Genomic DNA, 24,944 nt, shown 5'->3' with positions numbered 1-24,944 from the left:
CTCGTTGTTAGGCGGCGACAAGACCCAGAAAGTGCGTGCGCCGTCGAGGACATTTACGATATAATGCGGCTAAGAGTGGTGCAAAACAAGCGGAGATGATGATGTCCGGCGAAATCGTGGGTGGTATATCCGTAGGTCTTCCTCGCGACCTTCTGCAACATCAGCGTGCAAAAAAAGGGATAGTCTCTGTCGGTTCTTCCGAGACGCCGCGCGGTCTCGCCCTGCGATCGCTAACCGTAACGGGTGCCTGGGATAGCCTCTGGAATTTCCTCGGTCGTGGGCAGAGCGTTTACTTCCTCTCAATCGCATTCGACCTTAGCAAGAACAAACCAATCGTTCTGCCCCCGAAGGAAGTTCCCGCGGGCGCGGTATTCCGCGTCAAGCATGGCGAGAAGATCGTGTTTTCCCTTGGCGATGGTGCGCCGATATTTCCCGCGCGCCCAATCACCGGCGGGCTTGTCGTATACATCACTGTATGCACCGCTGATCGTGGACTGCGGCACATCGGCCAAGTCATGGCTAAGGTACATGATCAGCTGTCAAACGACGATTCCCTAGCGAAGGTTTTAGTGAAGCTCGTCTCCAATCCGGCAGAAACTATTGTCGAAGAGACTCTTAGTGTTGCAACGGCCGCTCTCCAACCGATCGCCACCATCCTCAAGAACAATGAAGATGACTACGTGGCGTTGTTTACTGGCATCTATCCGGCAGCTGGCCGATGGACGGACCGGCTTACAGCGACGCAAAATGGCACCACGATCGAACTATCGGAACTGCGTTAGTGGGCAGACTTCGTTAGCCACGTGAAACGCGAGGCGACCACCAGTATTATCGACCGGGCGACCGAAAGCTGCCAGCCGGCGTTGGTGCGGGGATCAGCAAACGTGCGGAATTTGGTCTTTGATAGGCCGCTCATTTGGTTGCTCCCGCTGAGGCTTGGGAACGAACGGATTTCGGGCGTCCACAGGCAAGCATTCGGTTCAGGATGGTGACGCTGATCGCAGCCTCTGTCTGCTGAGCAAGGGATGACCGGGCGCGCAACCGCGGTCCAATGACGCCTTTGTATCGACCCATCGCGGTTTCAACCAAAGCTCGTTTGCCATAGCCTGTAGATGCCTGCCATTTAAGGCGGCCGTCTATCTGCATGGATGCTATGTGATCGTCTCTCTGGCAGCATGCTTGGGCGTTGGGTCGTTCAACCGCGTTCGAGCGCGGTGGAATGACGACCCTTGCGCCTGCACTGTGACGCAGAACAACGTCGTAGGTGGGAGTGCCATCATAGGCTCCATCGGCAGTGAATTGGTCGATCTCATCGTCGATCTGATCAAGCAATGGCTCCAGCTGCGAGACATCGCCGACTTCCTGATCTGTCAGACTATGTGCAATCATCTCGCCACTGTCGGCATCAACAGCCAGGTGCAGCTTTCGCCAGCTGCGGCGGGACTTTACGCCATGTTTTTCTTCCAACCATTGGCCGGCGCCATAGATCTGCAGCCCGGTGCTGTCGACCAGAACGTGAATGGGGCCATCCGCCACATGCTGCCGGTCGTTGCTTCTGGCCGATGGCTTCCAGGTTCTGGCCCGTCGGCTCAGAGTGGTGTGATCGGGCACAGGCAAATCCAATGCCATCATATCAAGCACCGAACTCAGAAGCCCTTCGCTCTGGCGCAAACGCAGCCCAAACACCATGCCCAGCATCAGAGCAGTTACGATCGCCAGATCCGAATAGAGTGGCTGACCACCGCGCGTTTTGCGACGTGGGGCTGCCCAGCCCGCCAGCGCTTCCGGCGTTATCCAAAGGGTTAAACTGCCACGGCGGCGAAGGCCCGCCTCATACTCCGCCCAGTTCGTCACCTTGAACTTCATTTTACCGATGTGATGGCGGCGGGCGGCGTTATGTTTGTGCGGCATGCTGGATCAATCAACCAATTTTCGATCCCGGCAGCATAGATGCAAAATGTTGAAATTTGGTCCGTGCACCAATGCTCCGTCAGCAGCTTCGGGCTCTCAGTCAATCGACGATCCAATGTCACGCTGTAATCCAAAGCCGCGTGCGCTAACGTACGATCGCTACACAGCCATTGTTCGCTTAGCTGTCTATTTACATTCCGGCGCGACAATTGCGGACTTAGAAGTTCGTGGTCAGAAGGAAAGACAATGGCAATTGGTTGCGAAGGATGCCGGCGCGGTGAGAATTTCGAAACACAGTTCTCAATGGCGTTTCAACCGATAGTGGACATCAGTTCCGGGAGAATATTCGGCCACGAGGCCTTGGTTCGAGGCCCGAGGAGCGAGGGAGCGGGCAGTGTGTTGGCACATGTCGATCCGGTCAACCGATACGCGTTCGATCAGCAGTGCCGCGTCAAGGCAATTGAGCTGGCAGCGCAGCTATTTCCGCAGGGAGAGGATATTAAGCTCTCCATCAATTTCATGCCGAATGCGGTTTACGAGCCGCAAGCGTGCATTCGCCTCACATTGGCGACCGCTGAGAAGGTTGGCTTCCCCCTAGACCAAATTGTGTTTGAGTTTACCGAAAATGAGGTGCTCGATACCAAGCACGTCCTCAACATATTGCACACGTACCGGGAAATTGGATTTAAGACGGCGATTGACGATTTCGGCGCCGGGCATGCGGGGCTCTCGTTGCTTACCAAGTTCCAGCCTGACATCGTGAAACTGGATATGGATCTAATCCGCGACATCGATATCGATATCATTAGGCGCGCCGTGGTCAAGCACACTTTGAACATGCTGAATGACCTTGGCATCACACCTTTATGCGAAGGTATTGAAACTGCTGGAGAATTGGCCACACTTGAGGATCTGGGTGTGAAACTCGTCCAGGGATATTTCTTGGCGAAGCCGGCCTTCCAATCTTTGGCGTCACCCAGTCGGCTCGGAATTGCCTCTCAGGCTGCATAGTCGATCCCTGGCATTTCGTTCGCCGCCACCATTGATAGGAGCCGGGGGATGATCTAGCTATTTTGACATCGGCTTAAGCAGTTTAACTTTGAACGGGTCCGGCGACCGACGCCGCATCGCTCGAGGGCTACCCCTTGGAAGAACCGGGACCGGCTGCTCGAAGGCGGCATCGCGGCGAAGTTCTTGAATGCGATTCTGATCCAGCCCAAGGTCAAGCGGCTGTTGTCTAGCGACCATTCTCTGTCGATGGCTAGCTGATTGAGGCCTGGGCGTCGATGACGAGCGTCAAGTCGAAGAACGGTTCCGACGCTCCGCCGACGTATGGCGGCGGTCGGAATGAAGAAGCGGATTTCCACGGCGAGAAGCGCTCCAGCAAGACGCATGCCTCGAAGACCGACCCGGACGCCAGGGTTTACAAGAAAAGGCAAGGGTAAGGAGACGAAGCTGTTTCTCATGGTCCACGGACTGATGGATAACCGCGATGGCCTGCTGGCTTTAGGTCCCGGCGCGGTGGCATACAAGGTCGAAGAAAACATCCTCGGTCAGCAGCGATCCTATAGGGTGGCCTATATCGGCGGTGATGCAGCTCTGTTTGTTGTATCGGAGACCAAAATTCGGTACCTCGCCAGACGTATAGCGCTGATCGATCTGCGCGCTGAAGTGCGGCCAGCCGCGCGGCGCGTGGCGCGCGAAATCTCGTCTCAGATGAAGCTGGATGCGGATCGGTTCTGCAATCCGGTCCCGCCGGTGCGTGCTGCCGCGCGTGACGAACTGCTTGCAAACCACGAGTTCGATCGATCCCATCCCTGTTACCGACAGCACTAATTCCGTCGATCAGCCACCCGGGCGCGGATGGTCGTTCCAGCTGAGAATTTCATAAGCGTCATTGGCAAAGACGCCAGCGCAGATCACGACCTCGATCACTACCGGGCGGGCGCCGTGTGGCTGAAGCGAAATTCTGACACGGTAGGTCCTGGGCAGTTCCGTGTCGATCATCGATGATTGCACGAGGAATGTGTCATCAAGGCTGGCGATGCTCGAACTGGTGCGGGTGGCTCTGGCAGCCAGACTATCGGCCACGACCTCGGAGGTCACCCCCGGCAGCGCGGCTATAAGGACAGGGGCGGCCGAGAACGCATCGAGTCGACCTCGGGGATTGTAGACCGTCACATAGTTGCGCAGCGTTGTGATATCGGAAGAGGAGACTCCGAGGACCCAACGAAGGTCGTCGACCGAGCGGAACGGCCCGTTGCGTGGGCCATAGTCTATGTGGGCGGCGAGATAGTAGCTGCTTTCAGCTCCGCTTTCCGTCACAGTGTCGTCGGCGTCGCGCCAGTCTGCGACGCGTGCTGCGAAGCTTTGCGGCGTCAGGGACTTCAGGCCCGACGCCTGGTAGGCGGCAGCGAGCAGCTTGGCGCTCGACCCGTTGAGGTCGGCCTTGGCCGCATCCGTGGTGACATTGAGGCTGATGATCCCCTGGTCGAGGCGGATCTGCTGGTTGTCGACCTTGTCCATCGGCAGTTTCAGCACAAGCAATTCGAAGCTGGCCAGTGAGAGTGCCGATTGCGTCAATGCATCGGCGCGTAGTTTCGAGTTTGCAATATCGGCCGAGTCGATCGCCGTGCGAGAGAGAAGTAGCATGGCGATCACGGTGCCAGACAAAAGCGCCATCACGCTCAGCACTGCGATCAGCACGAAGCCCTGGCTTGAGCCAATGCGTTCGCGAAGCTGCTTCATTGGGCGTACCGCAGCCAGCCGAGGCTGTCTTCCGCATCGACCGGCTTGCTGGTTGCCGGCGTGTTGCCATCGTCAGTGGCAGCGACCTTGTATAGCCCGCAAACGCCGTGCCCAGGTGCAGCACATCCAGGCTCTGCGTCCACATGCACGGCAATGCGGGTTGCCGTGATGGGAGAGCCGCGATCATCGACAAGCGACACGCGGATCGCGACCGGCAATTGATCCGTGCGTGTCCACGCCGGGACGAGTGCTTCCTGCCCGCCGTCCAAGCGTGCGAAATAGGCGAAGCGAATGGTGTAGCGAGCCTGAAGCAGAACCGGCTGACCGTTGGTGGGCAGGTCGACGAAGCCCTGGTAACCGGGCAGCAACGGCACGTCCTTGCGGATCAACTGCTTTTGATTGCCTTGCAGGAAGACCACRCGATCGTCGGCAGTGCCGTCGGGCAGTGCAATCCGTCGGGCGAAGACCACGCCGTGGTCCGTTCCCTGGAAGACGAAGCCTGGATTTTGACCCGCCCAGCGGATCGGCCGGATACCCTCGATCTCGCGCGTCAACGCCGCGACGATGCGGCCTCGGTCCTCAACTTCCTGGCTGGCGGCACCGGTTCGCCCGGATGTCCGCATGACCAGGGACATCACCGACACCAAGCCGACGAGGACGAGCGCGCTGATGGTCATCGTCGCCAGGACTTCGACCAGGATATAGCCGTCTCGCCGGTCCCGTGCGGGCGGTCCTCGCTTGGCGCGATGAGATGGAATTGCCATCATTGCGATGCAATCCTCACCAGCCGTATCGTCTCGATGCTGATATCCGGCCTGGTGCCGGCCGATCGTCCGACGCTGACCAGCATCCGCACCGGTCGCCACTGAAGCGCGGTGCCGTCGGAGGCGACACCGGGAAAGGATCTGTCGAGCGGCTGGAAGCGCAGCGTCCAGGCAAATCCGTTCATTTTGCCACTCCTGGACAGAGTGGCATCGGTTCCAGCACCAAGAGGCCCGCTCAACAATGTCCGCGCGACCATCTCGGCTGCAATATGCCGGTCGGCCCGTTCGGTGCCATTGACGGCAACCACCACGGCGCGCTGGATGGCGAGGGCAATGACGCAGAGCACGGCGATGGCGACAAGCACTTCGATCAGGGTGAAGCCGGCTCGCCGTGGGGCGCGCCGCGGCCGATCCGACATTGCGTGACACCGGTTTTCGTTCGTCATTGGGAGATATCCACGACATCGATCGCGGCCGAAAGGCTGTTGACGTCGATTGCCACGGCACGGTTGCCCGAGATCAGCAACAGGCGTCCGCCGCTCGCATGTCCATCGGGCAGGAACTCGACGCCATGCAGGTCTCGCGGCTGGGTGCGAAGCAGAATCGCCGTCGGCAGCAGGATTTGCGCCCTCTGTCTTGACGACAGGACGCGTTGAGCAGCCAGATCCACGGAGACCGTGACCGGCAGACCTGTGCGAAGCGCGGCGTTGCGGTCTGCCCTCAGAAGCACGCCGATCTCGAATGCTTTCGAGCGAAGTGCGGCCATGCCGATATGCGGCCTGACGAATGGCAGTCCTAGCGCGACGAGCATGGCCATGATCGACATGGCCAGCACGACTTCCACCAGCGTGAAGCCGCCGCGGCGATCACGTCGGCACGGTCCGTGGATCTTATTCGGTCGCGATGTCGGCATCCGCGCCGGTGCCTCCCGTGGTGCCGTTGGCGCCGTAGGTCAGGATGCGGTAGGGACCTTTGGTGCCGGGAACAGAATATTGGTAGGCATTGCCCCAGGGGTCGAGGGGCACCGTCTGCTGCTGCAGATAGGGTCCGTTCCAGCCGTCGACGCCCGGCGGCTTGTCCACCAGCGCCTTCAGCCCCTCGCTCTTCGACGGATAGCGGCCGACATCGATATAGTAGAGATCGAGCGAGGATTTGAACGAGCTGAGCTGCAGCGACGCCGCCTTGGTGCGCGAACTGGAGAGATAGCCCAGAACGCGCGGACCGACGAGCGCCATGATCAGGCCGAGAATGACAAGCACGACGAGCAATTCCACCAGGGTGAATCCGCTATGCCGGTCACGCAGCCCGCGTCCGGGCGCTCGTATCAATCGGGTCGATGCAGTCATCGTCTTCTCCGTCACGCCAGAACATCGTTGATACTGAGCAGGGCGCTCATGATCGACAGGATCAGCCAGCCGATCAGGACACTGACGCCCATCATCATCACGGGCCCAAGGATCGCGGTCAGCCGCCCCAGGGCCGTATCGAGCTTGCCTTCATAGAAACCGGCGATCCTGCCGGCGCTGTCGCCAAGATTGCCGGCTTCCTCACCGACGCGCAGCATCTGGACGACGTGACCGGGCAGCAGGGTCTGGCTCGCCAGCGATTGCGACAGGCGCTTGCCGCCGCGGACGTCGGCGATGACCGCATCGATTTTCGCACCGGCCTTGGGCGTGTTGACGATGCCGCGGATGAGGCGCAGCGAGGTCGAGATGTCGACACCGTTGGCGAGCAGTATTTCCAGGGTGCGGCAGAAACTCAGCGTCATGTGGTAGGACACAACGCGCGAGGTGAACGGCAGGACAGTCAGGATGTTTATCCAGACCGAGCGTTTCTGCCCGAAGCGCTTTATCGCGACGAAGACGACCAGCACGACGGCGATGCCGATCAGCACATTGTCGACATTGCCGCGCAGCCATTCGGACAGCTGGAAGACGAACAGCGCCGAGGGGCTGATCTTGCTGCGAAAGCCCGCGATCGCGCCTTCGAATTGCGGGATGATATAGAGCAATACGAAGGCGAGGACGCCGAAGGCCGCGACCGTCAGGAAGCCGGGATAGGCGATCGCCGAGATCAGCCGCTTGCGCAGCCGCTCGGTCCTTTGCCGTTCCTGGGCAATGCTGGTCAGGGCTGGCTCCAGCCGCCCAGATATTTCCGCCACCTCGACCATCTTGATGTAAAGCGGCGAAAACAGCTTCGGATGCTTGGCCAGGACTTTTGAAAGGCTTTTTCCGCTCGAAAGGTCGACATGAATGTCCCGGATGAGTTTGACCAGCCAGCGGCGCGTCTCCATCTGGGTCAGGATGACCAGCGCTTCGTCGAGCGCGACGCCGCCTTTGAGCAGCATCGCCAGATCGACGGTGAAACCGGTGATCTCCTCGGAGCCCGGGTCGATGGTCAGCCAGTCGCGCCATGTTCCTTCGTCACGGCCGGTCTTCTCGCGCATCGATATCGTGGTGATCCCGGCGCGGTCGAGCTGGGAGCTGACATCGGCGGGTGTCTCGGCTTCCATCGTGCCGACAAACATCTTGCCGCTGGCATTGATGGCGCGATACTCGAAGAGCGTCATTCGACGGGCTCCCGTCTCGCGGGTGCTTGCGCAATGAGATCGGTTTGAAGGTTTGCGTGGCGGGTCACAAGGCAAGCCTCAAATCGAAAAACGACACCAGCCAAAGAGCCGGCGCCAGCAAGGCGCCGAATGGCAGCTTGTCGAGGCGCTGTCGCGGCAGGACGAGCATGAAGACCAATGCGCAGAGCAGTCCCACGGCGCTGGCAAGGAAGACCGACCAGGCCAGTCCGAGGGAACCGACGAAGATACCGCCGGCGGCGGCAAGCTTCACATCGCCGAAGCCGAGCCCGTCATAGCCGCGCAAGCGGAAAAATCCTTCCCGCACCAGCCAGAAGGCGCCGCCACAGGCCAGGCCATCGACCAGGATCAATAATGCCGTCCAGCCGAGGCTTTCACCCCGGCCGGTCAACCGGACCGCGATCCCAACCATGGCGAGGCAAACCAGAGGACCATCCGGGATGGTGAAATCCTTGAAATCGTGGCCGGCGATCCAGACAACCATGATCAGGGCCATCGCCGACAGGAGCGGATTGGCAAAGTCGTGCAGCGAGCCGTCGAGCGACGCGAAGCTCGCGAGCACCAGGCTCCCGAACATCGCACCGAGTTCGACATGGCTGAACACCTTGCTCATTTTTGATCCATGCTCCGGTGCCTGATCACCGACATCTGCGACCGCAGATTTTCCGCCACGTCCGCCGCGTCCTGTGCATCGCGAATGACCACCGGCCGGATCATGATGATCAGTTCGGTTCGCCCCTTGGTTTTGGACGTGGACGAGAAGAGATCGCCGACGACCGGAATACGCATCAGCCCGGGCACGCCGCTCTTGGAGTTGTCCGTCGTGGCGCTGATCAATCCGCCGAGAAGCACGGTCTGTTGGTTGTTGACGGAAATCTGGGTCTTGATGCTGCGCTTGGAAATCGTCGGCGTCAGCGTGTTGGAGCCGCTGACGACGTTGGAAATCTCCTGATCGATGTCCATGGTGACCGCATCGTTCTGCCCGATCCGCGGCGTCACGTTGAGGATGATGCCGGTGTCTTTGAATTCGACCGAGTTGATCAGCGGCGCGGTGCCGCTTTCCGTGCTCTGCGACTGCTGTGTGGTGATCGGCACTTCGTCGCCGACCTGCAGGGTAGCCGTCTGGTTTTCCAGCACGACAAGCGTCGGCGCCGAGAGGACCTCGACATCCGTCAACGTGTTGAGGGCGGAAATGATCACATCCGGATTGGCGTCGGCCCCGGCGACGAAGTTCAGGCCGGGCGTATCCTTGCTGATGGCGTTGCTTGCCTGGTTGATCAGGCTGAGAGAGCCTCGGTTGCGGCCCAGGCCTAGGTCGCGGCTCTTGAGGAAATATTGCACGCCATATTTCAGCTCGTTGTTGAGCCGGACCTCGGCGATCGTCACATTGACCGAAACCTGGGTGGGCGTAGCATCGAGCTTTTTCAGCGTGGCCAGCGCCTGGGCGGCCAGTTCTGAATCGCCGTAAATCACCACGGAGTTGTTTGTCGGGTCCGAACTTATCCGCAATTGCTGTGCCGAGGTCGCACCGGAAGTCAGATCAACGACATTCGGCCCGGTCGAAAGCTCGGTTGTCGGCGTCGTGCTGTCGCTGAAGGCGGAGGCAATGCGATCCGCCGGATTGCTCGCTGTGGTGGTCTGCGACGTTGACTGGGTGTTCTGCGATGTGGTGGTGCTCTGCGGCGTCTGCCCGTTCGTCGGCGTGTTGAAGGTCGGCGTACTGGATGCGGCAGCGTTGGTGGGCGTGGTCGACGTCGTCGGGGTGGTCGTTGCAGCAGCCGTGGTGAAGAGCGTGGTCAGCACGCGCGCCAATTCATCGGATTTGCGGTACTTCGCCTTGTAGATGACAACGTTCTGGTTCGTATCGGGATCTTCCTGGTCCAGGCGCCGTGCCCAGGTTTCGGCGCGTCGGATCAAGGCTGGATTCTTCGAAATGGCCATCACGCCGCGGATGCGGCTCATCGGCTGGAACTGGATCAGGCCGTTTTCACCCTTGACGTTGAAGATGCGCTCAAGTTCGGGAACAACATCCTCCGGCTTGGCCTGCACGAGGCGGAAGATCGACACTCGCTGGTTCTGCATGAAATCCGCGTCGAAGGATGACACGGCATCGACGACCTGGGCGCGTTGCGGACCGGAACCGCGCACGATGATCATATTGCCGGCAATGTTGACTTTCAGCCCTTCCGCCTGGGCGACGAAGCCGGAGATGAGATCCGACATCGTCGAGGCCTGCACGAATTTCAGCGGGATGATCGAAACGCCATAGCCTGGCGTCGTGATGCGCCCGCGATCGAGCGTGCCCACCGACATTCCATTGGCGGTGATGCGATAGCTGTCGCCGGATTTCACCAACGAAAAGTTGAACGAGGAAAGCGACGCCTCGAGGGCGGACAGAAGCGCGTCGCGGCTGACGGGGCGGGCCGACGAAATGGTGACCGGGCCGGAGACGTCGCCACTGATCGTGTAGTTGACATGCAGCGCGTCATTGAGGATCGCATGCGCGACTTCCTTGATATCGGTATTTTCGAAGTTCAGCGTGTACTGGCCGGCGGTGGAAGCATCGGTCGTGTCCACCGGCGTCAGGCCGAATTCCGCCGGGTAGTCCTGCGTCAGCCGCTTATTGCCGGGCCGCAATTGACCGGTCGAGAAACTGTTCGGTCCCCGCGACCTGTTCGGATCCTTGGGTGTCAGATCGCTGAAAAGGCCGTTTGCGAAAACCGAGTTCTTGCCCGGATCTGCATTATTGCCCTGGCATGCCGCGAGCAGCACACAAGCAGGCAACAGGGCGGCACGACAAATTTGAAGGATTATACGCACTTTAATAATTGCTCCTCCGCAGCACGCGCTACGCGATTATTGCCTACGCAAGGGCGACGGAGTCGGATCAGTTTATCCCAATAAAAATGCTAATTTACCATCGAAAAAGTAAGAAAATCTCGAAGCGGTGAAAATTGTTCATGGCATCACAAAATCGTGATCATTTATTTCTCGGCATGGCGAAACTTTTATCATTCAATCTCGTAATGGCTCTCGTCGGTTATCCGTGGAGGTAAACCTTCGTAGATTTCAGTACAATCGCCTCGCAAAGTCGATGATTTTGCGTAATGTGTTCGCTTTGCTTAAAAATACTTCGAATTGATCGGAGGTATTACTTTGCAGGTGAACATTGGTTTGCTCCGATCTGCAGCTTAGTTACTCAAACCCCAAGGGGGAGGTACCATGACTAACGAAACGCATGAGAACTCGACGAGCGTCGCAAAGATTGACCTTGAGGCAGGCCGTCGCGCCTTCCTGAAAACGGCTGGCTTGCTTGCCGCCGGTGCGGCAACGCTGAAACTGGTCGGTCACGCGTCCGAAGCTGAAGCTGCTACCATCGACGATCCGACGATCCTGAATTTCGCGCTGAACCTCGAATATCTCGAGGCGGAATTCTATCTCCGTGCGACAACCGGAAACGGGCTTTCCAACGGCGACATCGATGGCAAGGGCAAGCTGGGTGGGGTCACCGGCGGCAGCAAGGTCAATTTCGATACCAAGATCGGTCAGCAATTCGCCGAGGAGATCGCCGGCGACGAAGAGGCGCATGTAAAGTTCCTGCGCTCTGCTCTCGGCAAGTCTGCAGTTGCTCGTCCAGCCATCAACCTGAAGACGAGCTTCACCGCCGCGGCGCGTGCAGCTGGCCTGATCGGACCGAAGGCCGATTTCGACGCCTTTGCCAACCAGAACAACTTCCTGCTTGCCGCCTTCATCTTCGAAGACGTCGGCGTGACGGCCTATAAGGGCGCCGCCCGGTTCATTTCGAACAAGGACTATCTGGAAGCAGCCGCAGGCATCCTGGCCGTCGAGGCCTATCATGCAGGCGAAATCCGCACCCTGCTCGCTGGCGGCGGCTTCTACAAGGAAGCCTTGGCCATCTCCAACGCGCGCGATTCCCTCGATGGCAAGTCGGATCTCGACCAGGGTATCGGCACCAAGAGCAAGGTCAATATCGTCCCGACGGACGCCAACGGCATTGCCTTCAGCCGCACGCCGCAGCAGGTGCTCAACATCGTCTATCTCGGCGACAGCGCCAGCAATGCAAGCTTCTTCCCCAAGGGCTTGAATGGCGCCGTGAGCTGATCAGGCACACATTTCGCTCATCGAGGCGGCCGGCACGTGCTGGCCGCCTTTCGTGCTCTGAGGTCAGGGGCGCCGATGGACAATATTTGCCAGCGGCGCAATGTCCCGCTGCTTTATCAATGAAAGCCGACAAGCCGCATCATGCGATGAGGGGAGAAAACGGGTTCATGGACGCTCAAGTGGCTCAGCCCGACGGCCAGATAACGTTTCTTGACTATCTGACGAGCCGCGGCACCACGCAGCCGGCCAATAACGGGCGTGCGCCCGCTCAAACAGCCTCGTCGACAGCGGAGGAATTGTGGCGCGCCGGCGTCGCGACGGCAAAGGAGATCGCTGACGCGCTGGCTGAATTTCACGCCATCCCACGAACAAGTTTCGACGAAATATCCAGGCTTCCGCCGCTCGTCGGGGATCTGTCCCAACGCTATCTGCGCGAGCAGTTTGTCTATCCGTTCGAGGACCGCGGCACTGTTGCCGTCGCAATCGCAGATCCGGGCCGCGAAGGCGTGATCCAGGCGCTTCAACTGGCGCTCGGCACCGCTCCGATCGTGAAAGTCATTTCGTTCGAAGAAATCGACCTGCTTTTCGAGCGCATTGCGGAGCGTGAAAATCACGCGTTCGCCGTCGGAGCGATCGAACCCGCGCCCGAAGATGCGCTCGCCGAGACCGCGCAATCGATGCAGGATCTGGCGCGTGGCGCGCCGGTGGTGCGTATCATCGACGAGATCCTGGAACGGGCAGTCGGCGTCGGCGCAACCGACATTCACCTCGAAACCGAGCGGGATCAGTTGCGCGTGCGCCTCAGAGTCGACGGATATTTGCGGCGCGACCAGCGCCTGCCGCTGAACCTCGCGCCCGCCGTCATTTCACGTTTGAAAATCCTGGCCGGGCTGGATATCGCCGACCGACGCCTGCCTCAGGATGGCCGTGCCAATCTGCGCATCGGCAATGCCGAAGCCGATCTGCGTGTTGCGATCATGCCGACCATGCATGGCGAGACGGCGGTCGTCCGAATCCTTCTGCGCGACACGCGGCTGCTCGAATTCGGCCGCATCGGCATGACGCCGAGGGACCAGAAAAGTTTCGAAGGGCTGCTGGCCGAGCCGCATGGCATCGTCGTCGTCACCGGTCCGACCGGCAGCGGCAAGACCACGACTTTGGCGACGGCAATTTCGCTACTCAACGATCCCGGCCGAAAAATCGTCACAGTGGAAGACCCGATCGAATACCAGATCGCCGGCATCCACCAGACGCAGGTCAAGCCGTCGATCGGCCTTACCTTTGCAACAGCCTTGCGCTCGTTTCTCCGGCACGACCCCGACATCATCATGGTCGGCGAAATGCGCGACCGGGAAACGGCCAGCATCGGCGTCCAGGCCGCGTTGACGGGGCATCTGGTGCTGACCACGCTGCACACGAATTCGGCCAGTGACGCCGTCGTCCGCCTGGTCGACATGGGTGTCGAACCCTATCTGCTGGCGTCGAGCCTGCGCGGCGTGCTCGGGCAAAGGCTAGTGCGTCGGCTCTGTGAGCGCTGCAGGTCGCCGGACGGGGAAGCGGCCGGTCGGGCGCATGCTCTCGCCGAGGCGAGGGGCATTGCGGTGGATGCCAGCGCTCACTTCCATGCCGCGGTTGGCTGCGAGGCTTGCGGCAATTCGGGCTATCGCGGCCGGATCGGCATTTTCGAGGTCATGCGCGTCGACGAGAGCCTCAGAGGACGCATCCGCCAGCAGCCGGACACCCAGGTCATCGCCGACATGGCGCGTGGGTCGGGCATGACCCTGATGATCGAAGACGGCCTGCAGAAATGCGCCAAGGGACTGACGACGATCGAGGAAATCCTGCGAGCGACAGGTTGACCATGGAGTTGAACAGCAAGTCCTTCGTGGCCTCGGCGCCGCCTGGCAGCGGCCCTCAGGCCGATCGTCCCAAATCGGCCGGCGGGCCGGCGAAACCTGGGCGGCACTCGACGTTCCTGCGCGTTTTTTCGAACCTGCTTGCCGCTTTCGCCGATACGGTCGAACCGGTCACCGCCCGACTTCTGCGCCGCAGGCGCTGGATCGCATTGCAGTCGCAGTCGGGCGAAATCGATTTCTATCGCGCCGATGCCAGCCGATTGACGCTGGTCGGCAACAGCGCGGCAATAGATGAACGCGCCCGTCGGCAGATGTCGATCAAGGGCGCAGACCTGGAATTGCGTCTACCCGCCGATCTCACGACGTCGACGGCAATAAAAGTGCCGATGAGCGGTTTGGACTATCTCGAACAGATCATCGAGAACCGCCTCGATCGGCTCACACCTTGGAAGCCGGAAAAGGTTTTCTACGGCTATGTGGTGTCTGCGAAGCCCGGTGCCGACGGACAATTCGAAGTGTCGTTCACGGCCACGCCAAGGGATGTCGCGGCAAAATCGGTCGGGCAGCTCGCCGCCCTCGGCCTGGCGCCATCACGGATGGGATCGGCCGAGGAGCCGGCCGAGCGTCCACTCAGGATTGATCTGTTCAGGGGTGGAAACGACACCAGCCGGAACGCCCAGCGTCGGTTTGTCGGCATCATTGCTGCAACAGCGCTGCTGCTTTCCGGATTGGTCTATGGCGCGTCGGTGTTTGTGCTTTTCGACAGCGATCGACAGCTCGCCGACCTGGATGCGAGACTGGCGCAGATACGCCAGAAGATGGTCGAAGGGGAAGGCAATTCGGCGGAACGCCAACGCGACCTGACACTGATCCAGCAAAAGCAAGCCGACGATACCAAGCTTTCACTCATTGATCGCCTGGCCGCCGCTTTGCCGGACAATACCTATCTCGACGAGATGGATATCCAGCCGGGTAGCGTCCGGATTGCCGGCACGTCGACCGAGGCGTCCTCCTTGATCGAAATCCTGCAGTCGAAAGCTGGTCTGTCCGACGCCCGGTTCTCTGCCCCGGTGACACGTGAGGCCGACGGCAGGGACCGGTTTGACATCACCGGCGCGCTTCCTGTCCCGAGCGAGACATCACAATGACGACAACAGTGCAAAGCGGATCCTTATTGCGGCTGTCGGCGGTTCTCGTCTTCATCGGTCTTCCCGTCATTCTGACCGGGCTCGGCGTTCTCAATTTTCTCGATGCTGCAGATGCCGGATTCGACGCTGCGGCAAAGAAGATCCAGATCACTGCGCTTGCGGGACGTCTGGCCGCCGCGGCGAAGCGAGACAAACCGCAGAACCGTTCCGCCATCTATATCGAGGGGGCATCACGGTCGCTTGCCAGCGCCAATCTTCAACAGCTCCTCGTGGATGCGACATCGGCCTCATCAGGGCACCTGATCGAAACCTCGACGGTCGACCCGACGGACAGCGACAATCCGGATAGGGCCGATATCGTGGAGATAAAGGCGACATTGGATATCGACAATGGCGGCCTGCTTCAGCTCCTCTATCGTATCGAGACCGGTGTTCCGCTGCTCGATGTGGATACTCTCTCGATGCGTCGCTTGAACGCCAGCGATGGCGACAAAGCGAAAGCCGTAATGCTACGGATCGATCTTGCCGTGAAGGGCAGATGGAAGGTCAAACCGGCATGAGGTTTTGGCGCGCCCTCACCACCCTGCTATCCGTAGCCTGCACGCTCGCAGCCTTGCATGCCGCTGCAAGCGAAACTTTGCGATCCGCGATCGCGCTCAATCCGCTTTCGAAACTCGACCCTGCATCGTTCAAGTCGTTCATCGAGCGCCCACTGTTTTCGCCCGACCGGCGGGCGGCACAAGATCAGCACGACGATGAGAAGGCGACCACGCCGCAACCGGCGGACACCTTCTCCATCAGGCTGCTCGGGATCAGCGTGACCCCCGAAGGCACGACCGCCCGAATAAAGGACAATAGCGACGGGATCCTGCATTCCCTCGGCGTTGGTGACGTCTTCGATGAATGGCATGTCGACTCGATCGAGGCAGACGCGCTGGCGATGAGCAAGGACGGCGACAAACGGGTTTACGATCTGTTTGCCAGGCAGGACCGGAACGACAAGACCAGCGCCTCTGCGAACGACGTTCGGTCCCCTGCGACTGTGTCGTCGACAAAAAGCAACTATGGCGATTGCGCCCATGCCGGAATCAATTGCGACGGGGACAAACGCCATAAGCAGGATTTAGTAGATTTCTTCGGCTCCAGCGTGAAGTAAGCATCTATTGCGTGAGGGAGATGGCGTTGTCTCAACCGCTTGAACGGCTAGATTGCTGAGGAATTTGCGTCTAATGTCTAAGAATGCCGAAAGTTTTGCATCTCCACAACCCATGTCCCGCTTCATCGGCGATAACTAAGGTGACGCAATTCGAAAGGCGGCCGTGGGTTTGTCGATGCAGGAGAGTGTCGTCTGCCGCACTGACAACGATGTCGCGTCACTTCCCTCGACGCCGCAGGCGTAGGCTTCGGGGGTGCCGGCATGCGAAGCCGAAAGTCTAGGCCTTGTGGGAGTGCAGCCGGATCTGGCATTCATGCTCGACGAATGGGTTGTCATGCATGAGTTTTCGATCATATCACCGTGCCGCTTAACTGAAAGGTTGGGCAGGGCCGTCTCCGGCCGGGGTTCAAGACATTCCTTGGCGGACAGCGCCGGCGGCCGTCGGCGATGAAAATGGTAATCAGATCCCCAACATCGGCTGTAGAAGGCGCAAGAGACGACTTTTGAATCTGAGCGGCGCATCGGTGACGGCGAGGCATATGCAATCCATTTCAGAATGCGCGCTCGGCGTATGCATCAGGCTGCCGTCAGCGAGTTCGACGTCGCCCCGGCGAAATGTCGAGACCTCATCGGTGAAACTCCCATCGAGAATGAGTGTGAATTCGGTCCCTCCATGACTGTGCTCGGGCACCGGCTGACCTGCAGGCACTTTGAGCAGTCTGACTGTCGTTGTCGGATCGTTCGTCGGGATGATCATCTGCGACGGTCCGCGCCCCAAACTCCGCCATCTCAACCCGCCTTGCTCCCGAACGTAAGAAGAGAGCGGGTGTGGCAGCAAAGGATCTCCATGCTCCCGGTCCATACGAAGAGGCACCACGTTTTCCATCTCGCCGGCGTGAATTCGTTGCTTGATTGCCGTCCAGCCATCGTCTGCTCTCAGATCGGCACTCTCCCGGTCGAGCAAGTACCCACCGATACTATCGTAGATTCGCAGCCTGCTGCGGCAGGACCGGCACATTGTCAAATGCGTGGCGACGCCGATGCTCCAGCCCTCGGAAAGGGTGCCAGCTGAATAGCGCATCAAAAATTCATCGTCGAGGTGATGTGTAATCGTCATATCGTGACCCCGAGAGACAGTCGCAGTCTTTCGCATGCCATTCGTATCCTTGATTTGACCGTGCCAAGCGGAATGTTCAATGTCTCCGCAATCGCTGAGTGCGTCATGTCTTCGAAGTACGACATTTCCAGCACTTGTATCTGCTCAGGCTTCAAGTGTTTGATGGCGTTTCTGACTTGCTCGGCTTCCTGAACGCGTTGGTATCCCACGTCGGCCGGCTCGATCGGTTCGGGGGCGAGCATCGGATCCTCATCATCAAAGTCCGGCCGCGGTCCTCGACGTAACGCATCGATCCGCAAATTGCGTGCGATAGTGAAAATCCAGGTCGATGCTTGACCCAGATCCGGTTTGAACTGAGCTGCCTTCATCCAGACGGTTGCCAACGCTTCCTGGGTGAGTTCATCGGCGGCTGCGACGTCCTTCGTCACCTTTAGCATGTAGGAGCGGACCTTGGGACGGAAGTAGCGGTAAAGGCTCTCGAAAGCATCAATATCACGATGTGTGGCGATACGGGCCATCAGTTGATTGATGGTCTCCGGGTCAAGTCCAGGTTGCTCCCCAGTCACGCTGCTGCGTACTCCGTCTGCAACGCGTGCTCGCCCTTTCGGAACACAAGGTTCCGATCGCTTGTCTGAACCGTTCTGGAGCGGCATCGCGCATGTCATGCACCCCTTACGCAAAAGATCGCGGCTGGATCATTGGGCGGCGAATTCTTTGATCCACTCCCGCTTCCGCCACGTACCAGCGCGTTCGAAATGGAGTTGGTCGACATGGATGCCTACGCAGAGAACAAGATCGATCCGAACCACGAGGGCCGACCGTCCCGACGTGAGGCAGAGGAAGCGGTGTGCACGCTACTGCGGTGGGCAGGTGAAGATCCCCAAAGGGAAGGGCTCCGCGACACGCCCGCCCGCATAGCCAAGGCCTATGGTGAACTCTTCGGTGGTTACGAGCAGACGCCGGAAGACATATTGTCGCGCACATTCGAAGAGGTGGCAGGCTATAACGATCTCATCGTTGTCAAGGATATCCCATTTTTCTCCCACTGCGAGCACCACATGGTGCCGTTTTTCGGCAAAGCGCATGTAGCCTATTGGCCTTCAGGTCGCGTGCTTGGCCTCTCAAAAATCGCCCGACTGGTCGATGTCTACGCCAGGAGGCTGCAGACGCAGGAGGCGCTGACGGCCCAGATCACCCGTTCGCTCGACGATGTCGTTCGGCCAGAAGGTGTGGCCGTGATGGTCGAAGCCGAGCACATGTGCATGGTCATGCGTGGAATCCGTAAGCAGGGAGCGAAAACGCTGACACTAAGTTTCACTGGTCTATTCGAGAATGATGCGGCTCAGCAGGCGCGGTTCATGATGCTAGTTCGGAATTGAGGTTCTCCAAATTGTCTCGTGCGGTCCGCTATCTTCTATTCATCCTGGGCGACCAGCTGTCCTTGGGCATATCCAGCCTGGCAGAGGCAGACAAAGATCGTGACGTGGTGATGATGTGCGAAGTAATGGCCGAAGCCAGTTATGTCCGGCATCACAAGCAGAAGATTGCCTTTATTTTCTCGGCGATGCGGCATTTCGCAGAGACACTGCGAAAGTCTGGGTTTCGCGTGCGTTACATCCGCATCGACGATCCGGACAACGCCGGATCTTTTTGCGGGGAACTTGCTCGTGCCGTTGCGGCGCTCGAGCCGGAAGCGGTCAGAGTCACTGAGCCGGGAGAATGGCGCGTTCTTCAGGATATGTCGTCGTGGGATGAAGGAGCGGGCACAGAGGTTGTCATTCTGCCAGACAATCGTTTCCTGTGTTCGCACGCCGAATTCGCGCAATGGGCGCGCGGTCGCAAGACTCTGACGATGGAATACTTCTATCGGGAGATGCGGCGCAAGACCGGGCTACTCATGAACGGCGGTGCGCCAGTCGGCGGACGTTGGAATTTCGACGCAGAAAACCGAAAGCCGGCGACCCCGGATTTGCTGCGGCCGAGACGTGATCGGCTCGAACCGGACGAAACCACACGAGAGGTGATCTCGGTCGTCGAACGACTCTTCCCGAACAATATCGGCACCACTCAATCGTTTCAGTTCGCGGTGACTCAACACGATGCCGAACTTGTCCTTGATACGTTCCTTAATGAGTTCCTTCCGAACTTTGGTGCGACGCAGGATGCTATGCTCAAGGACGATCCATTTCTGAACCACTCTCTGCTGTCGTTCTACATCAACATAGGCTTTCTTGATCCGCTACTCGTCTGTCGTGCGGTGGAGCAGCAATATCTGGAGGGAAGGGCGCCGCTTACCGCGGTGGAAGGTTTCATCCGCCAGATCATTGGCTGGCGCGAGTATGTGCGCGGCATCTACTGGCTGCGGATGCCGACCTACGCTTCCGCCAATTTCTTCGAAAATGCGCGACCTCTGCCTTCGCTCTATTGGACGGGTCAGACCAACATGAATTGCATGGCAACGGTAGTGAACGAAACGATCGCCCACGCATACGCCCATCACATCCAGCGCTTAATGATTACCGGCAATTTCGCACTGCTTGCCGGCATCGATCCAAGAGCCGTGCACGAATGGTATCTCGAAGTCTATGCCGATGCCTACGAGTGGGTCGAACTGCCCAACGTTATTGGCATGAGCCAGTTTGCCGATGGTGGCGTGGTCGGCACGAAGCCGTATGCAGCCAGCGGAAACTATATCAATCGGATGTCGGACTATTGCGACGGCTGCCACTACGATCCTCACAAGCGTACAGGCACGGGCGCATGCCCCTTCAACGCGCTCTATTGGGATTTCCTCATCCGCAATCAGTCCAAACTCAAGGGAAATCATCGTCTTTCGCAGGCCTATGCGACGTGGAACCGAATGGATGAGGTGACCCGAAAAGAATTGCGTCGACAGGCTGCTGAATTCCTGGAAACGTTGTCTTGATCTTAGCTGCAATGAACATAGCAATTGTTGGACATCGTCGGATCGCAGATGACCCGGCCGTCGTGACGGTTGCGATCAAAAGCGACGATTTCATCTTCCACGAACCCCTCAGACAGTAGCATTTCCCAACCCAGCGCAATGTCATTACGGCCTACGTTACCATGTTTCTGCGTGCCTTGTGCCATTGTGCCCCAAGTGATGGCGTCGATGCACGCAGCCGCCTGAGACTGCAAAGTCGCGATAATCGACGTCGTTGGATTACGGTTGTTCGGCACGGGCGCTGCATTCGTGCTCGACAGCGACGAACTGCAGCACTTGCCGGCGCGACTGAGAGAGGAGTTCGAGTGTTGGCTGATCCGCAAGAATGCCCAATGCTGGCGACTGCAGATCACCATCCAGAACAGAAAGCTCGCCAGAGGCGCGCGCCGGCTTTACACCGACCGTCTTGCGCAGTTTAGATACGATCGATTGCTAACGGAGGCGTTGTATACCCGGAGCTACATCGGTAGTCTAAGCGTCCAATCGCCTCGTTTCGGTGCAGTCACGCCGAACCGCAAGCCGACATATTTGCACTTTCGATTCACCAATCTATCCGTGACGCGTCATAGGCGAAGAAACCACCGGAATCCTCCGGCACAAGCCTGTCCAGCGTCTGCAGGAGATATGAGGCCGATTGCTCCGGAGTCATCCGCGCGTGCCCCCTGGCGAAAGGTTCGGAGAGAGCTGTTTCGACACTTCCTGGGTGCAGTGCGACCACGACGGAGTACGGATGCGTCCGGCTCAGTTCAATGGCCGCTGTTCTGACGATTTGGTTCTGCGCGGCCTTAGACGCCCGGTAAGAAATCCAGCCGCCAAGCTTGTTGTCGCCAATCGAACCCACTCTTGCAGACAGCGATCCGAAAATACTCCGACGGTTCTTTGGCAAAAGCGGCGAAAAATGTTTGAGGAGCAAGGCTGGACCGATAGCGTTCACCGCAAATTGCCTGGCCATGACGGAAGCGTCGAGTGACTTAATCGTCTTTTCGGGGCCGATGGAATCGATCGTCAACGCCCCCGTGGCATTGAAAACCAGTTCGAAATGCCCGTATTGCTGCGAAAGCCGCATTGCGGCATCGGCGAGTGTCGTCTCGTCGGTTATGTCAACGCCGTTGTCACCTCGCCGCGACAAAGATAGGACCGCCGCGCAACTCGGGTCAGCGGCAAAACAGGCGACTAGCGCGCTGCCAATGCCGCCGGACGCTCCGATCACGAGCGCTTTGTAACCAGAGTTGAGAGATCCAAGAACAGTCATGACCGATTTACGCGGTCCGCCACTTCCTGGATTTGTCGACCGCATACGAAATTGTGTATGAGGCAGCCGATCCGGAAATTGCTGCAATCCGTATCGCAGGTCGAATTCATTTGACGAGCGCACGGGATGACCCACTCTGTTCAGGAAGAAACGCAAGTCATTTTTGACGCGGTCACCAAAGCGGTCGTGATCATGCAAGGCTCCGATGCAATTCTCCTGGCTGGGCCTTTCAAAAACTCAGCAGAGGCGACGCGGGCCGCGCATGACTATCTTGATCGGATAAAGCAGCAAAGCGTGCCGACGAGTACCGAACGGGAAAATGAACAAGATCCGCCGCAGCCTCCGCTCTGATATCTTGTGCATCACCCGTTGAGCGATAGCAGAGCGGCATTGAGAAGTGAGGCGAAGCCGACCCAGAGCGCATAGGGCAAGAAGCAAAGTCGCGCGAGGGTGTCACGAGACACAGCAATGAAACCAACGACGGCAAAAAGCAGGCAGATGATGACGGCTAAGCCCGCCAACATCTGATGGGCGCCAAAGAAAAGAGGCGTCCAAAGCCAGTTCAATATCATTTGGCCGACCCACATCCGCATCGGCCAGCCGGAAAATCGATCACGCCGCCAGGTGCGCCATCCTGCAATCGCAATAAGGACATAGAGTACAGTCCAGGTCGGACCAAAAATCCAGTTCGGAGGGTTGAAGGAGGGCTTGTTCAACGAACCGTACCACGAACCCGGCCGTATGGTCAGACCAATGGCAAGCCCAGCTCCGATAACGACAACGAGAAATAGAAAAAGCATCTTTATCTCGGCAGAGCGGCTCGTGGACATAGTGTTCCAACTTCTTCCATCCAGGCTCACCTGGTGTCTTTCAAAATAATGCACTTCGCGCGGTCAGGGACACATAGCATCTATTTCGGAGCATGTTTGGACAAGATCCGCTGCAGGGTTCGTCGATGCATATTCAGATGACGCGCGGTTTCCGAAATATTTTGCTCACAACGCTCGTACACCCGCTGGATATACTCCCAACGGACACGGGCCGCGGACATCGGGTGTTCCGGCGGATCGGCCTTGACATCGTCTTCTCCAGTTAGGGCTCGAACGACTTCATCAGTATCCACGGGCTTTGCAAGATAATCAATGGCGCCGAGTTTAACGGCTGTTACCGCATTGGCAATGTTTCCGTAGCCCGTCAGGATCAGCAGGCGGCTATCGTCACGCCGCATGCGCACCGCTTCGATCACGTCAAGTCCGCTACCATCGGTCAATCTGAGATCGATGATGCCGTATAGCGGCGGCCTGTTGCGGATCAAGGCGATGGCATCTGCACGGGTCGCGGCCGTTTCGACAGAAAACCCGCGACAGGTCATGGCGCGAGCCAATCTTTTAAGGAACACGTTATCGTCTTCGACGATCAGAAGGGATTTGTCGGCGCTGGCCTTGTCGATCACAACTGAGTTCGAGGCATGGCCGTGGTTGAATTCGCGGCTCAACATCGGTTTCTCTTTCCTTTTGTGCTGTCTTACGAGCGCCAGCGTTTTGCAGATGACCGGGAACGTGCGTTCGATTGCCGCGGTTCAATGATGCCCCGTCCAAAGAGGTTCCCGAATGGGCCTGGCCATGCAATCACTTGGCCACGGTTCACGCGTCGGAATGTCTGCAACGTCACGAAAGCGTAGCCACCGGCGCAGAGCAAAACCACGAACGCCGACGGGAGAGGGGGCAGTACCGGATCGACAATAAGGCCAGTAGCCGGCAACACCTGCATCATATGTGTTGCCAGGAAATGGGGAATACGGCGGTCTGCCACGCTGAGCGACCAGCCCGTGACAGCCATCCTGGCAGCGCCGGCTTTCTCTTCGCCATTGTAGCGGGTCATGGTGGCACCCATCCGGAAGGCAGTAACAAATGTCAGCGCCGTGCCACCAATCAAACCCACGCCCCCTCCGATCTTGAGGCCGTAGCCGATTGAAGGTGTTTCGCAGCACAGCAGCAAGATACCCACCAAAGCTGCGGCAGCAGTAATCATCACCGCTCCAATTGCCATGAGGCCATAGAGCATTGCTGTCAGCGGGGTCTCGAAGTTGAAATGGGACTTTTGCTGCCTGGCCGCCTGGATGCCAATGTAAAGGATTTCGAAAACAGTCGCGACGACGCTTAGCACTGCCCCGCCATAGAATGGCCAATCCTCTATAACGGTCGTCGGCAAATCCTGCGCCAGCAAAGCCAGGGTTGCGAAATGGACGGCGAGCGAAAGTTGGAATTTCAACGGCTTTGCCCACACGCGATCACTATCAAGTTCGCGCCGATCCATAATGAGCGCGATCAAAGTCGGGACCATAAGCAGTAAGAGCATCAAGGCGGTGGTCCACCACAATCCAATTGCTGACATTTGGCTCTCCCGTAGCCCCAATTCAGTAGACACCGTCTACCTTTTAATGTAGACAGTGTCTACTGTACGAGGGAGAACGCTGTGCAGATCATATCCGACGGTCAAATTGACAAGCGTTTCAAAAAATACGGCCCGGTGGCCGTCGTGACGGGCGCCTCTGAGGGCATAGGTCGTGCTTTTGCAGAGCACCTTGCCCGGCTGGGTTTTTCCCTCATCCTCGTCGCTCGCAGGCGCGACAAGCTTGCGGAACTTGCTGATTTGATTGCCGAGCAGAACGGGGTTCGCGCCATGCCGTTGGCCCTGGATCTGAGCGTCCCAGGTGCGGTGCAGGCAGTCGTCGACGCAGCAATTGCTGAAAATGCTGGGCTGCTGATTGCCGCGGCCGGGTTCGGCAGTTCCGGCAGGTTTCTGTCTCAGCAGCTTGAAAGCGAATTGGGGATGGTCGATCTCAACTGCCGTGTCGTCACGGAACTGGCCTATTCCCTTGCCGGTCACTTCGCAGGCAGGGGCGGGGGAGGAGTGGTCATGATGGGATCACTCGTGGGGCGGCAAGGCGCCCCGTTTGCTGCCACCTATGCAGCGACAAAGGCATATGTTCATGCACTTGGAGAGGCTCTGACTATCGAGATGAAGTCCAGCGCAGTCGATATTCTAGTATCCGCCCCCGGACCAGTGCGGTCCGGGTTTGCGTCCAGAGCCGGGATGTCGATGGGGGCAGCCGATGAACCGTGGCAGGTAGCAGCACAGACTCTGACGGCACTTGGTCGCAGAAGCTTGACGGTGCCCGGTCGCGTCGGCCGTTTTCTAACCTTCTCGCTGATTGCCTTGCCGCGCTTTGTTCGGGTGCTTATCATGGGACGCATCATGAGAAGCATGGCGGGGCATGGTGCAAACTGAATCAAGGCGATCTGGAAACCTCGCAGA

At 58.7% G+C, this 24,944-nt stretch carries 26 protein-coding genes and 1 pseudogene; 11 read left to right on the top strand and 16 right to left on the bottom strand.

Annotation, left to right across the window (positions count from 1 at the left end; translation table 11 throughout):
• The first annotated feature begins 101 nt into the window (after nucleotides 1-101).
• A complete protein-coding gene (locus AC1DYF_RS13860) occupies nucleotides 102-782 on the top strand; it encodes a hypothetical protein (RefSeq protein ID WP_477877305.1) in 681 nt (226 codons plus the stop codon).
• A 130-nt stretch (nucleotides 783-912) separates the two neighbouring features.
• Here AC1DYF_RS13860 and AC1DYF_RS13855 read toward each other — a convergent pair whose 3' ends face one another.
• Nucleotides 913-1,911, bottom strand: coding sequence for an IS5 family transposase (locus AC1DYF_RS13855; protein WP_477877304.1), 999 nt, complete (start codon nucleotides 1,909-1,911; stop codon nucleotides 913-915).
• Between the two features lie 246 nt (nucleotides 1,912-2,157).
• Here AC1DYF_RS13855 and AC1DYF_RS13850 point away from each other — a divergent pair, with 246 nt between their 5' ends.
• Together AC1DYF_RS13850 and AC1DYF_RS13845 are read left to right on the top strand one after the other, a co-directional pair.
• Nucleotides 2,158-2,922, top strand: coding sequence for an EAL domain-containing protein (locus tag AC1DYF_RS13850; RefSeq protein WP_477877303.1), 765 nt, complete (start codon nucleotides 2,158-2,160; stop codon nucleotides 2,920-2,922).
• 138 nt (nucleotides 2,923-3,060) lie between these two features.
• Nucleotides 3,061-3,414 (top strand): annotated as a pseudogene (locus AC1DYF_RS13845) (IS5/IS1182 family transposase); the annotation flags it as partial.
• 342 nt (nucleotides 3,415-3,756) lie between these two features.
• Here AC1DYF_RS13845 and AC1DYF_RS13840 read toward each other — a convergent pair.
• From AC1DYF_RS13840 to gspD, 8 genes are all read right to left on the bottom strand, one after another.
• Nucleotides 3,757-4,659: a type II secretion system minor pseudopilin gene (locus AC1DYF_RS13840; protein ID WP_477877302.1), complete on the bottom strand. Its 903-nt coding sequence runs from the start codon at nucleotides 4,657-4,659 to the stop codon at nucleotides 3,757-3,759.
• Complete coding sequence (locus AC1DYF_RS13835; protein WP_477877301.1) at nucleotides 4,656-5,426, bottom strand: PulJ/GspJ family protein; 771 nt, start codon at nucleotides 5,424-5,426, stop codon at nucleotides 4,656-4,658. Before AC1DYF_RS13835 ends, AC1DYF_RS13840 begins: the two co-directional genes overlap by 4 nt.
• On the bottom strand, nucleotides 5,423-5,869 hold the full coding sequence (locus AC1DYF_RS13830; protein WP_477877300.1) for a prepilin-type N-terminal cleavage/methylation domain-containing protein: 447 nt from the start codon (nucleotides 5,867-5,869) through the stop codon (nucleotides 5,423-5,425). The genes AC1DYF_RS13835 and AC1DYF_RS13830 overlap by 4 nt, the downstream gene beginning before the upstream one ends.
• Nucleotides 5,866-6,336 (bottom strand): pilus assembly FimT family protein, encoded by a 471-nt coding sequence (locus AC1DYF_RS13825; protein WP_477877299.1) that lies wholly within the window; start codon nucleotides 6,334-6,336, stop codon nucleotides 5,866-5,868. The genes AC1DYF_RS13830 and AC1DYF_RS13825 overlap by 4 nt, the downstream gene beginning before the upstream one ends.
• Nucleotides 6,314-6,769 (bottom strand): type II secretion system major pseudopilin GspG, encoded by a 456-nt coding sequence (gspG, locus tag AC1DYF_RS13820; protein WP_477877298.1) that lies wholly within the window; start codon nucleotides 6,767-6,769, stop codon nucleotides 6,314-6,316. Before gspG ends, AC1DYF_RS13825 begins: the two co-directional genes overlap by 23 nt.
• Nucleotides 6,770-6,780: 11 nt before the next feature.
• Nucleotides 6,781-7,992, bottom strand: a complete 1,212-nt coding sequence (locus AC1DYF_RS13815) for a type II secretion system F family protein (RefSeq protein ID WP_477877297.1) — start codon at nucleotides 7,990-7,992, stop codon at nucleotides 6,781-6,783.
• 64 nt (nucleotides 7,993-8,056) lie between these two features.
• Nucleotides 8,057-8,623 carry a prepilin peptidase gene (locus AC1DYF_RS13810; RefSeq protein ID WP_477877296.1) on the bottom strand — a complete coding sequence of 189 codons (567 nt, stop codon included), beginning with the start codon at nucleotides 8,621-8,623 and terminating at the stop codon, nucleotides 8,057-8,059.
• On the bottom strand, nucleotides 8,620-10,647 hold the full coding sequence (gspD, locus tag AC1DYF_RS13805; RefSeq protein ID WP_477877295.1) for a type II secretion system secretin GspD: 2,028 nt from the start codon (nucleotides 10,645-10,647) through the stop codon (nucleotides 8,620-8,622). Before gspD ends, AC1DYF_RS13810 begins: the two co-directional genes overlap by 4 nt.
• 585 nt (nucleotides 10,648-11,232) lie before the next feature.
• Between gspD and AC1DYF_RS13800 the strand changes: the two genes are divergently transcribed.
• From AC1DYF_RS13800 to AC1DYF_RS13780, 5 genes are all read left to right on the top strand, one after another.
• A complete protein-coding gene (locus tag AC1DYF_RS13800; RefSeq protein WP_477877294.1) occupies nucleotides 11,233-12,132 on the top strand; it encodes a ferritin-like domain-containing protein in 900 nt (299 codons plus the stop codon).
• Nucleotides 12,133-12,299: 167 nt separating this feature from the next.
• Nucleotides 12,300-13,991 (top strand): GspE/PulE family protein, encoded by a 1,692-nt coding sequence (locus tag AC1DYF_RS13795; protein ID WP_477877293.1) that lies wholly within the window; start codon nucleotides 12,300-12,302, stop codon nucleotides 13,989-13,991.
• A 2-nt stretch (nucleotides 13,992-13,993) separates the two neighbouring features.
• Entirely contained in the window at nucleotides 13,994-15,136 is a 1,143-nt protein-coding gene (locus AC1DYF_RS13790; RefSeq protein ID WP_477877399.1) for a PilN domain-containing protein, read from the top strand.
• The gene (gene gspM / locus AC1DYF_RS13785) at nucleotides 15,133-15,696 is read left to right on the top strand and encodes a type II secretion system protein GspM (RefSeq protein WP_477877292.1); all 564 of its coding nucleotides are present in this window, start codon (nucleotides 15,133-15,135) and stop codon (nucleotides 15,694-15,696) included. The genes AC1DYF_RS13790 and gspM overlap by 4 nt, the downstream gene beginning before the upstream one ends.
• On the top strand, nucleotides 15,675-16,292 hold the full coding sequence (locus AC1DYF_RS13780) for a hypothetical protein (RefSeq protein ID WP_477877291.1): 618 nt from the start codon (nucleotides 15,675-15,677) through the stop codon (nucleotides 16,290-16,292). Before gspM ends, AC1DYF_RS13780 begins: the two co-directional genes overlap by 22 nt.
• Nucleotides 16,293-16,752: 460 nt before the next feature.
• On the opposite strand, the gene AC1DYF_RS13775 is transcribed toward AC1DYF_RS13780, so the two are convergent.
• Both AC1DYF_RS13775 and AC1DYF_RS13770 read right to left on the bottom strand, forming a co-directional pair.
• Nucleotides 16,753-17,409, bottom strand: a complete 657-nt coding sequence (locus AC1DYF_RS13775) for a ChrR family anti-sigma-E factor (RefSeq protein ID WP_477877290.1) — start codon at nucleotides 17,407-17,409, stop codon at nucleotides 16,753-16,755.
• Nucleotides 17,406-17,927, bottom strand: a complete 522-nt coding sequence (locus AC1DYF_RS13770) for a sigma-70 family RNA polymerase sigma factor (protein ID WP_477877289.1) — start codon at nucleotides 17,925-17,927, stop codon at nucleotides 17,406-17,408. The genes AC1DYF_RS13775 and AC1DYF_RS13770 overlap by 4 nt, the downstream gene beginning before the upstream one ends.
• Before the next feature lie 252 nt (nucleotides 17,928-18,179).
• Here AC1DYF_RS13770 and folE point away from each other — a divergent pair, with 252 nt between their 5' ends.
• Nucleotides 18,180-18,788 (top strand): GTP cyclohydrolase I FolE, encoded by a 609-nt coding sequence (gene folE, locus AC1DYF_RS13765; protein ID WP_477877288.1) that lies wholly within the window; start codon nucleotides 18,180-18,182, stop codon nucleotides 18,786-18,788.
• A gap of 11 nt (nucleotides 18,789-18,799) precedes the next feature.
• Nucleotides 18,800-20,335 (top strand): cryptochrome/photolyase family protein, encoded by a 1,536-nt coding sequence (locus AC1DYF_RS13760; protein WP_477877287.1) that lies wholly within the window; start codon nucleotides 18,800-18,802, stop codon nucleotides 20,333-20,335.
• Between the two features lie 2 nt (nucleotides 20,336-20,337).
• Here AC1DYF_RS13760 and AC1DYF_RS13755 read toward each other — a convergent pair whose 3' ends face one another.
• The 5 genes from AC1DYF_RS13755 to AC1DYF_RS13735 all read right to left on the bottom strand — a co-directional run bounded on the left by AC1DYF_RS13755 (nucleotide 20,338) and on the right by AC1DYF_RS13735 (nucleotide 24,020).
• A complete protein-coding gene (locus AC1DYF_RS13755; RefSeq protein ID WP_477877286.1) occupies nucleotides 20,338-20,610 on the bottom strand; it encodes a hypothetical protein in 273 nt (90 codons plus the stop codon).
• Nucleotides 20,611-20,915: 305 nt separating this feature from the next.
• On the bottom strand, nucleotides 20,916-21,626 hold the full coding sequence (locus AC1DYF_RS13750) for an SDR family NAD(P)-dependent oxidoreductase (RefSeq protein ID WP_477877398.1): 711 nt from the start codon (nucleotides 21,624-21,626) through the stop codon (nucleotides 20,916-20,918).
• Nucleotides 21,627-21,988: 362 nt separating this feature from the next.
• A complete protein-coding gene (locus AC1DYF_RS13745) occupies nucleotides 21,989-22,426 on the bottom strand; it encodes a TspO/MBR family protein (RefSeq protein ID WP_477877285.1) in 438 nt (145 codons plus the stop codon).
• Nucleotides 22,427-22,536: 110 nt separating this feature from the next.
• On the bottom strand, nucleotides 22,537-23,124 hold the full coding sequence (locus AC1DYF_RS13740; protein ID WP_477877284.1) for an ActR/PrrA/RegA family redox response regulator transcription factor: 588 nt from the start codon (nucleotides 23,122-23,124) through the stop codon (nucleotides 22,537-22,539).
• 26 nt (nucleotides 23,125-23,150) lie between these two features.
• A complete protein-coding gene (locus AC1DYF_RS13735; RefSeq protein WP_477877283.1) occupies nucleotides 23,151-24,020 on the bottom strand; it encodes a hypothetical protein in 870 nt (289 codons plus the stop codon).
• A gap of 81 nt (nucleotides 24,021-24,101) precedes the next feature.
• Between AC1DYF_RS13735 and AC1DYF_RS13730 the strand changes: the two genes are divergently transcribed.
• Nucleotides 24,102-24,917 carry an SDR family NAD(P)-dependent oxidoreductase gene (locus AC1DYF_RS13730; protein ID WP_477877282.1) on the top strand — a complete coding sequence of 272 codons (816 nt, stop codon included), beginning with the start codon at nucleotides 24,102-24,104 and terminating at the stop codon, nucleotides 24,915-24,917.
• The last annotated feature ends 27 nt before the right edge of the window (nucleotides 24,918-24,944 follow it).

The sequence above is a fragment of the Rhizobium sp. P2_G9 genome (assembly GCF_056403475.1).
This window is presented reverse-complemented; position numbering and strand designations above follow the sequence as displayed.

Coding starts and splice junctions, on each gene's coding strand:
- AC1DYF_RS13770 (WP_477877289.1), bottom strand. CDS start 17,927: ATGGCCCGTATCGCCACACATCGTGATATTGATGCTTTCGAGAGCCTT.
- gspG (WP_477877298.1), bottom strand. CDS start 6,769: ATGACTGCATCGACCCGATTGATACGAGCGCCCGGACGCGGGCTGCGT.
- AC1DYF_RS13790 (WP_477877399.1), top strand. CDS start 13,994: ATGGAGTTGAACAGCAAGTCCTTCGTGGCCTCGGCGCCGCCTGGCAGC.
- AC1DYF_RS13825 (WP_477877299.1), bottom strand. CDS start 6,336: ATGCCGACATCGCGACCGAATAAGATCCACGGACCGTGCCGACGTGAT.
- AC1DYF_RS13735 (WP_477877283.1), bottom strand. CDS start 24,020: ATGTCAGCAATTGGATTGTGGTGGACCACCGCCTTGATGCTCTTACTG.
- gspM (WP_477877292.1), top strand. CDS start 15,133: ATGACGACAACAGTGCAAAGCGGATCCTTATTGCGGCTGTCGGCGGTT.
- AC1DYF_RS13815 (WP_477877297.1), bottom strand. CDS start 7,992: ATGACGCTCTTCGAGTATCGCGCCATCAATGCCAGCGGCAAGATGTTT.
- AC1DYF_RS13860 (WP_477877305.1), top strand. CDS start 102: ATGTCCGGCGAAATCGTGGGTGGTATATCCGTAGGTCTTCCTCGCGAC.
- AC1DYF_RS13830 (WP_477877300.1), bottom strand. CDS start 5,869: ATGACGAACGAAAACCGGTGTCACGCAATGTCGGATCGGCCGCGGCGC.
- AC1DYF_RS13855 (WP_477877304.1), bottom strand. CDS start 1,911: ATGCCGCACAAACATAACGCCGCCCGCCGCCATCACATCGGTAAAATG.
- AC1DYF_RS13800 (WP_477877294.1), top strand. CDS start 11,233: ATGACTAACGAAACGCATGAGAACTCGACGAGCGTCGCAAAGATTGAC.
- AC1DYF_RS13775 (WP_477877290.1), bottom strand. CDS start 17,409: ATGACGATTACACATCACCTCGACGATGAATTTTTGATGCGCTATTCA.
- AC1DYF_RS13810 (WP_477877296.1), bottom strand. CDS start 8,623: ATGAGCAAGGTGTTCAGCCATGTCGAACTCGGTGCGATGTTCGGGAGC.
- AC1DYF_RS13840 (WP_477877302.1), bottom strand. CDS start 4,659: ATGAAGCAGCTTCGCGAACGCATTGGCTCAAGCCAGGGCTTCGTGCTG.
- AC1DYF_RS13850 (WP_477877303.1), top strand. CDS start 2,158: ATGGCAATTGGTTGCGAAGGATGCCGGCGCGGTGAGAATTTCGAAACA.
- AC1DYF_RS13750 (WP_477877398.1), bottom strand. CDS start 21,626: ATGACTGTTCTTGGATCTCTCAACTCTGGTTACAAAGCGCTCGTGATC.
- folE (WP_477877288.1), top strand. CDS start 18,180: ATGGATGCCTACGCAGAGAACAAGATCGATCCGAACCACGAGGGCCGA.
- AC1DYF_RS13795 (WP_477877293.1), top strand. CDS start 12,300: ATGGACGCTCAAGTGGCTCAGCCCGACGGCCAGATAACGTTTCTTGAC.
- AC1DYF_RS13745 (WP_477877285.1), bottom strand. CDS start 22,426: ATGCTTTTTCTATTTCTCGTTGTCGTTATCGGAGCTGGGCTTGCCATT.
- AC1DYF_RS13780 (WP_477877291.1), top strand. CDS start 15,675: ATGGAAGGTCAAACCGGCATGAGGTTTTGGCGCGCCCTCACCACCCTG.
- AC1DYF_RS13740 (WP_477877284.1), bottom strand. CDS start 23,124: ATGTTGAGCCGCGAATTCAACCACGGCCATGCCTCGAACTCAGTTGTG.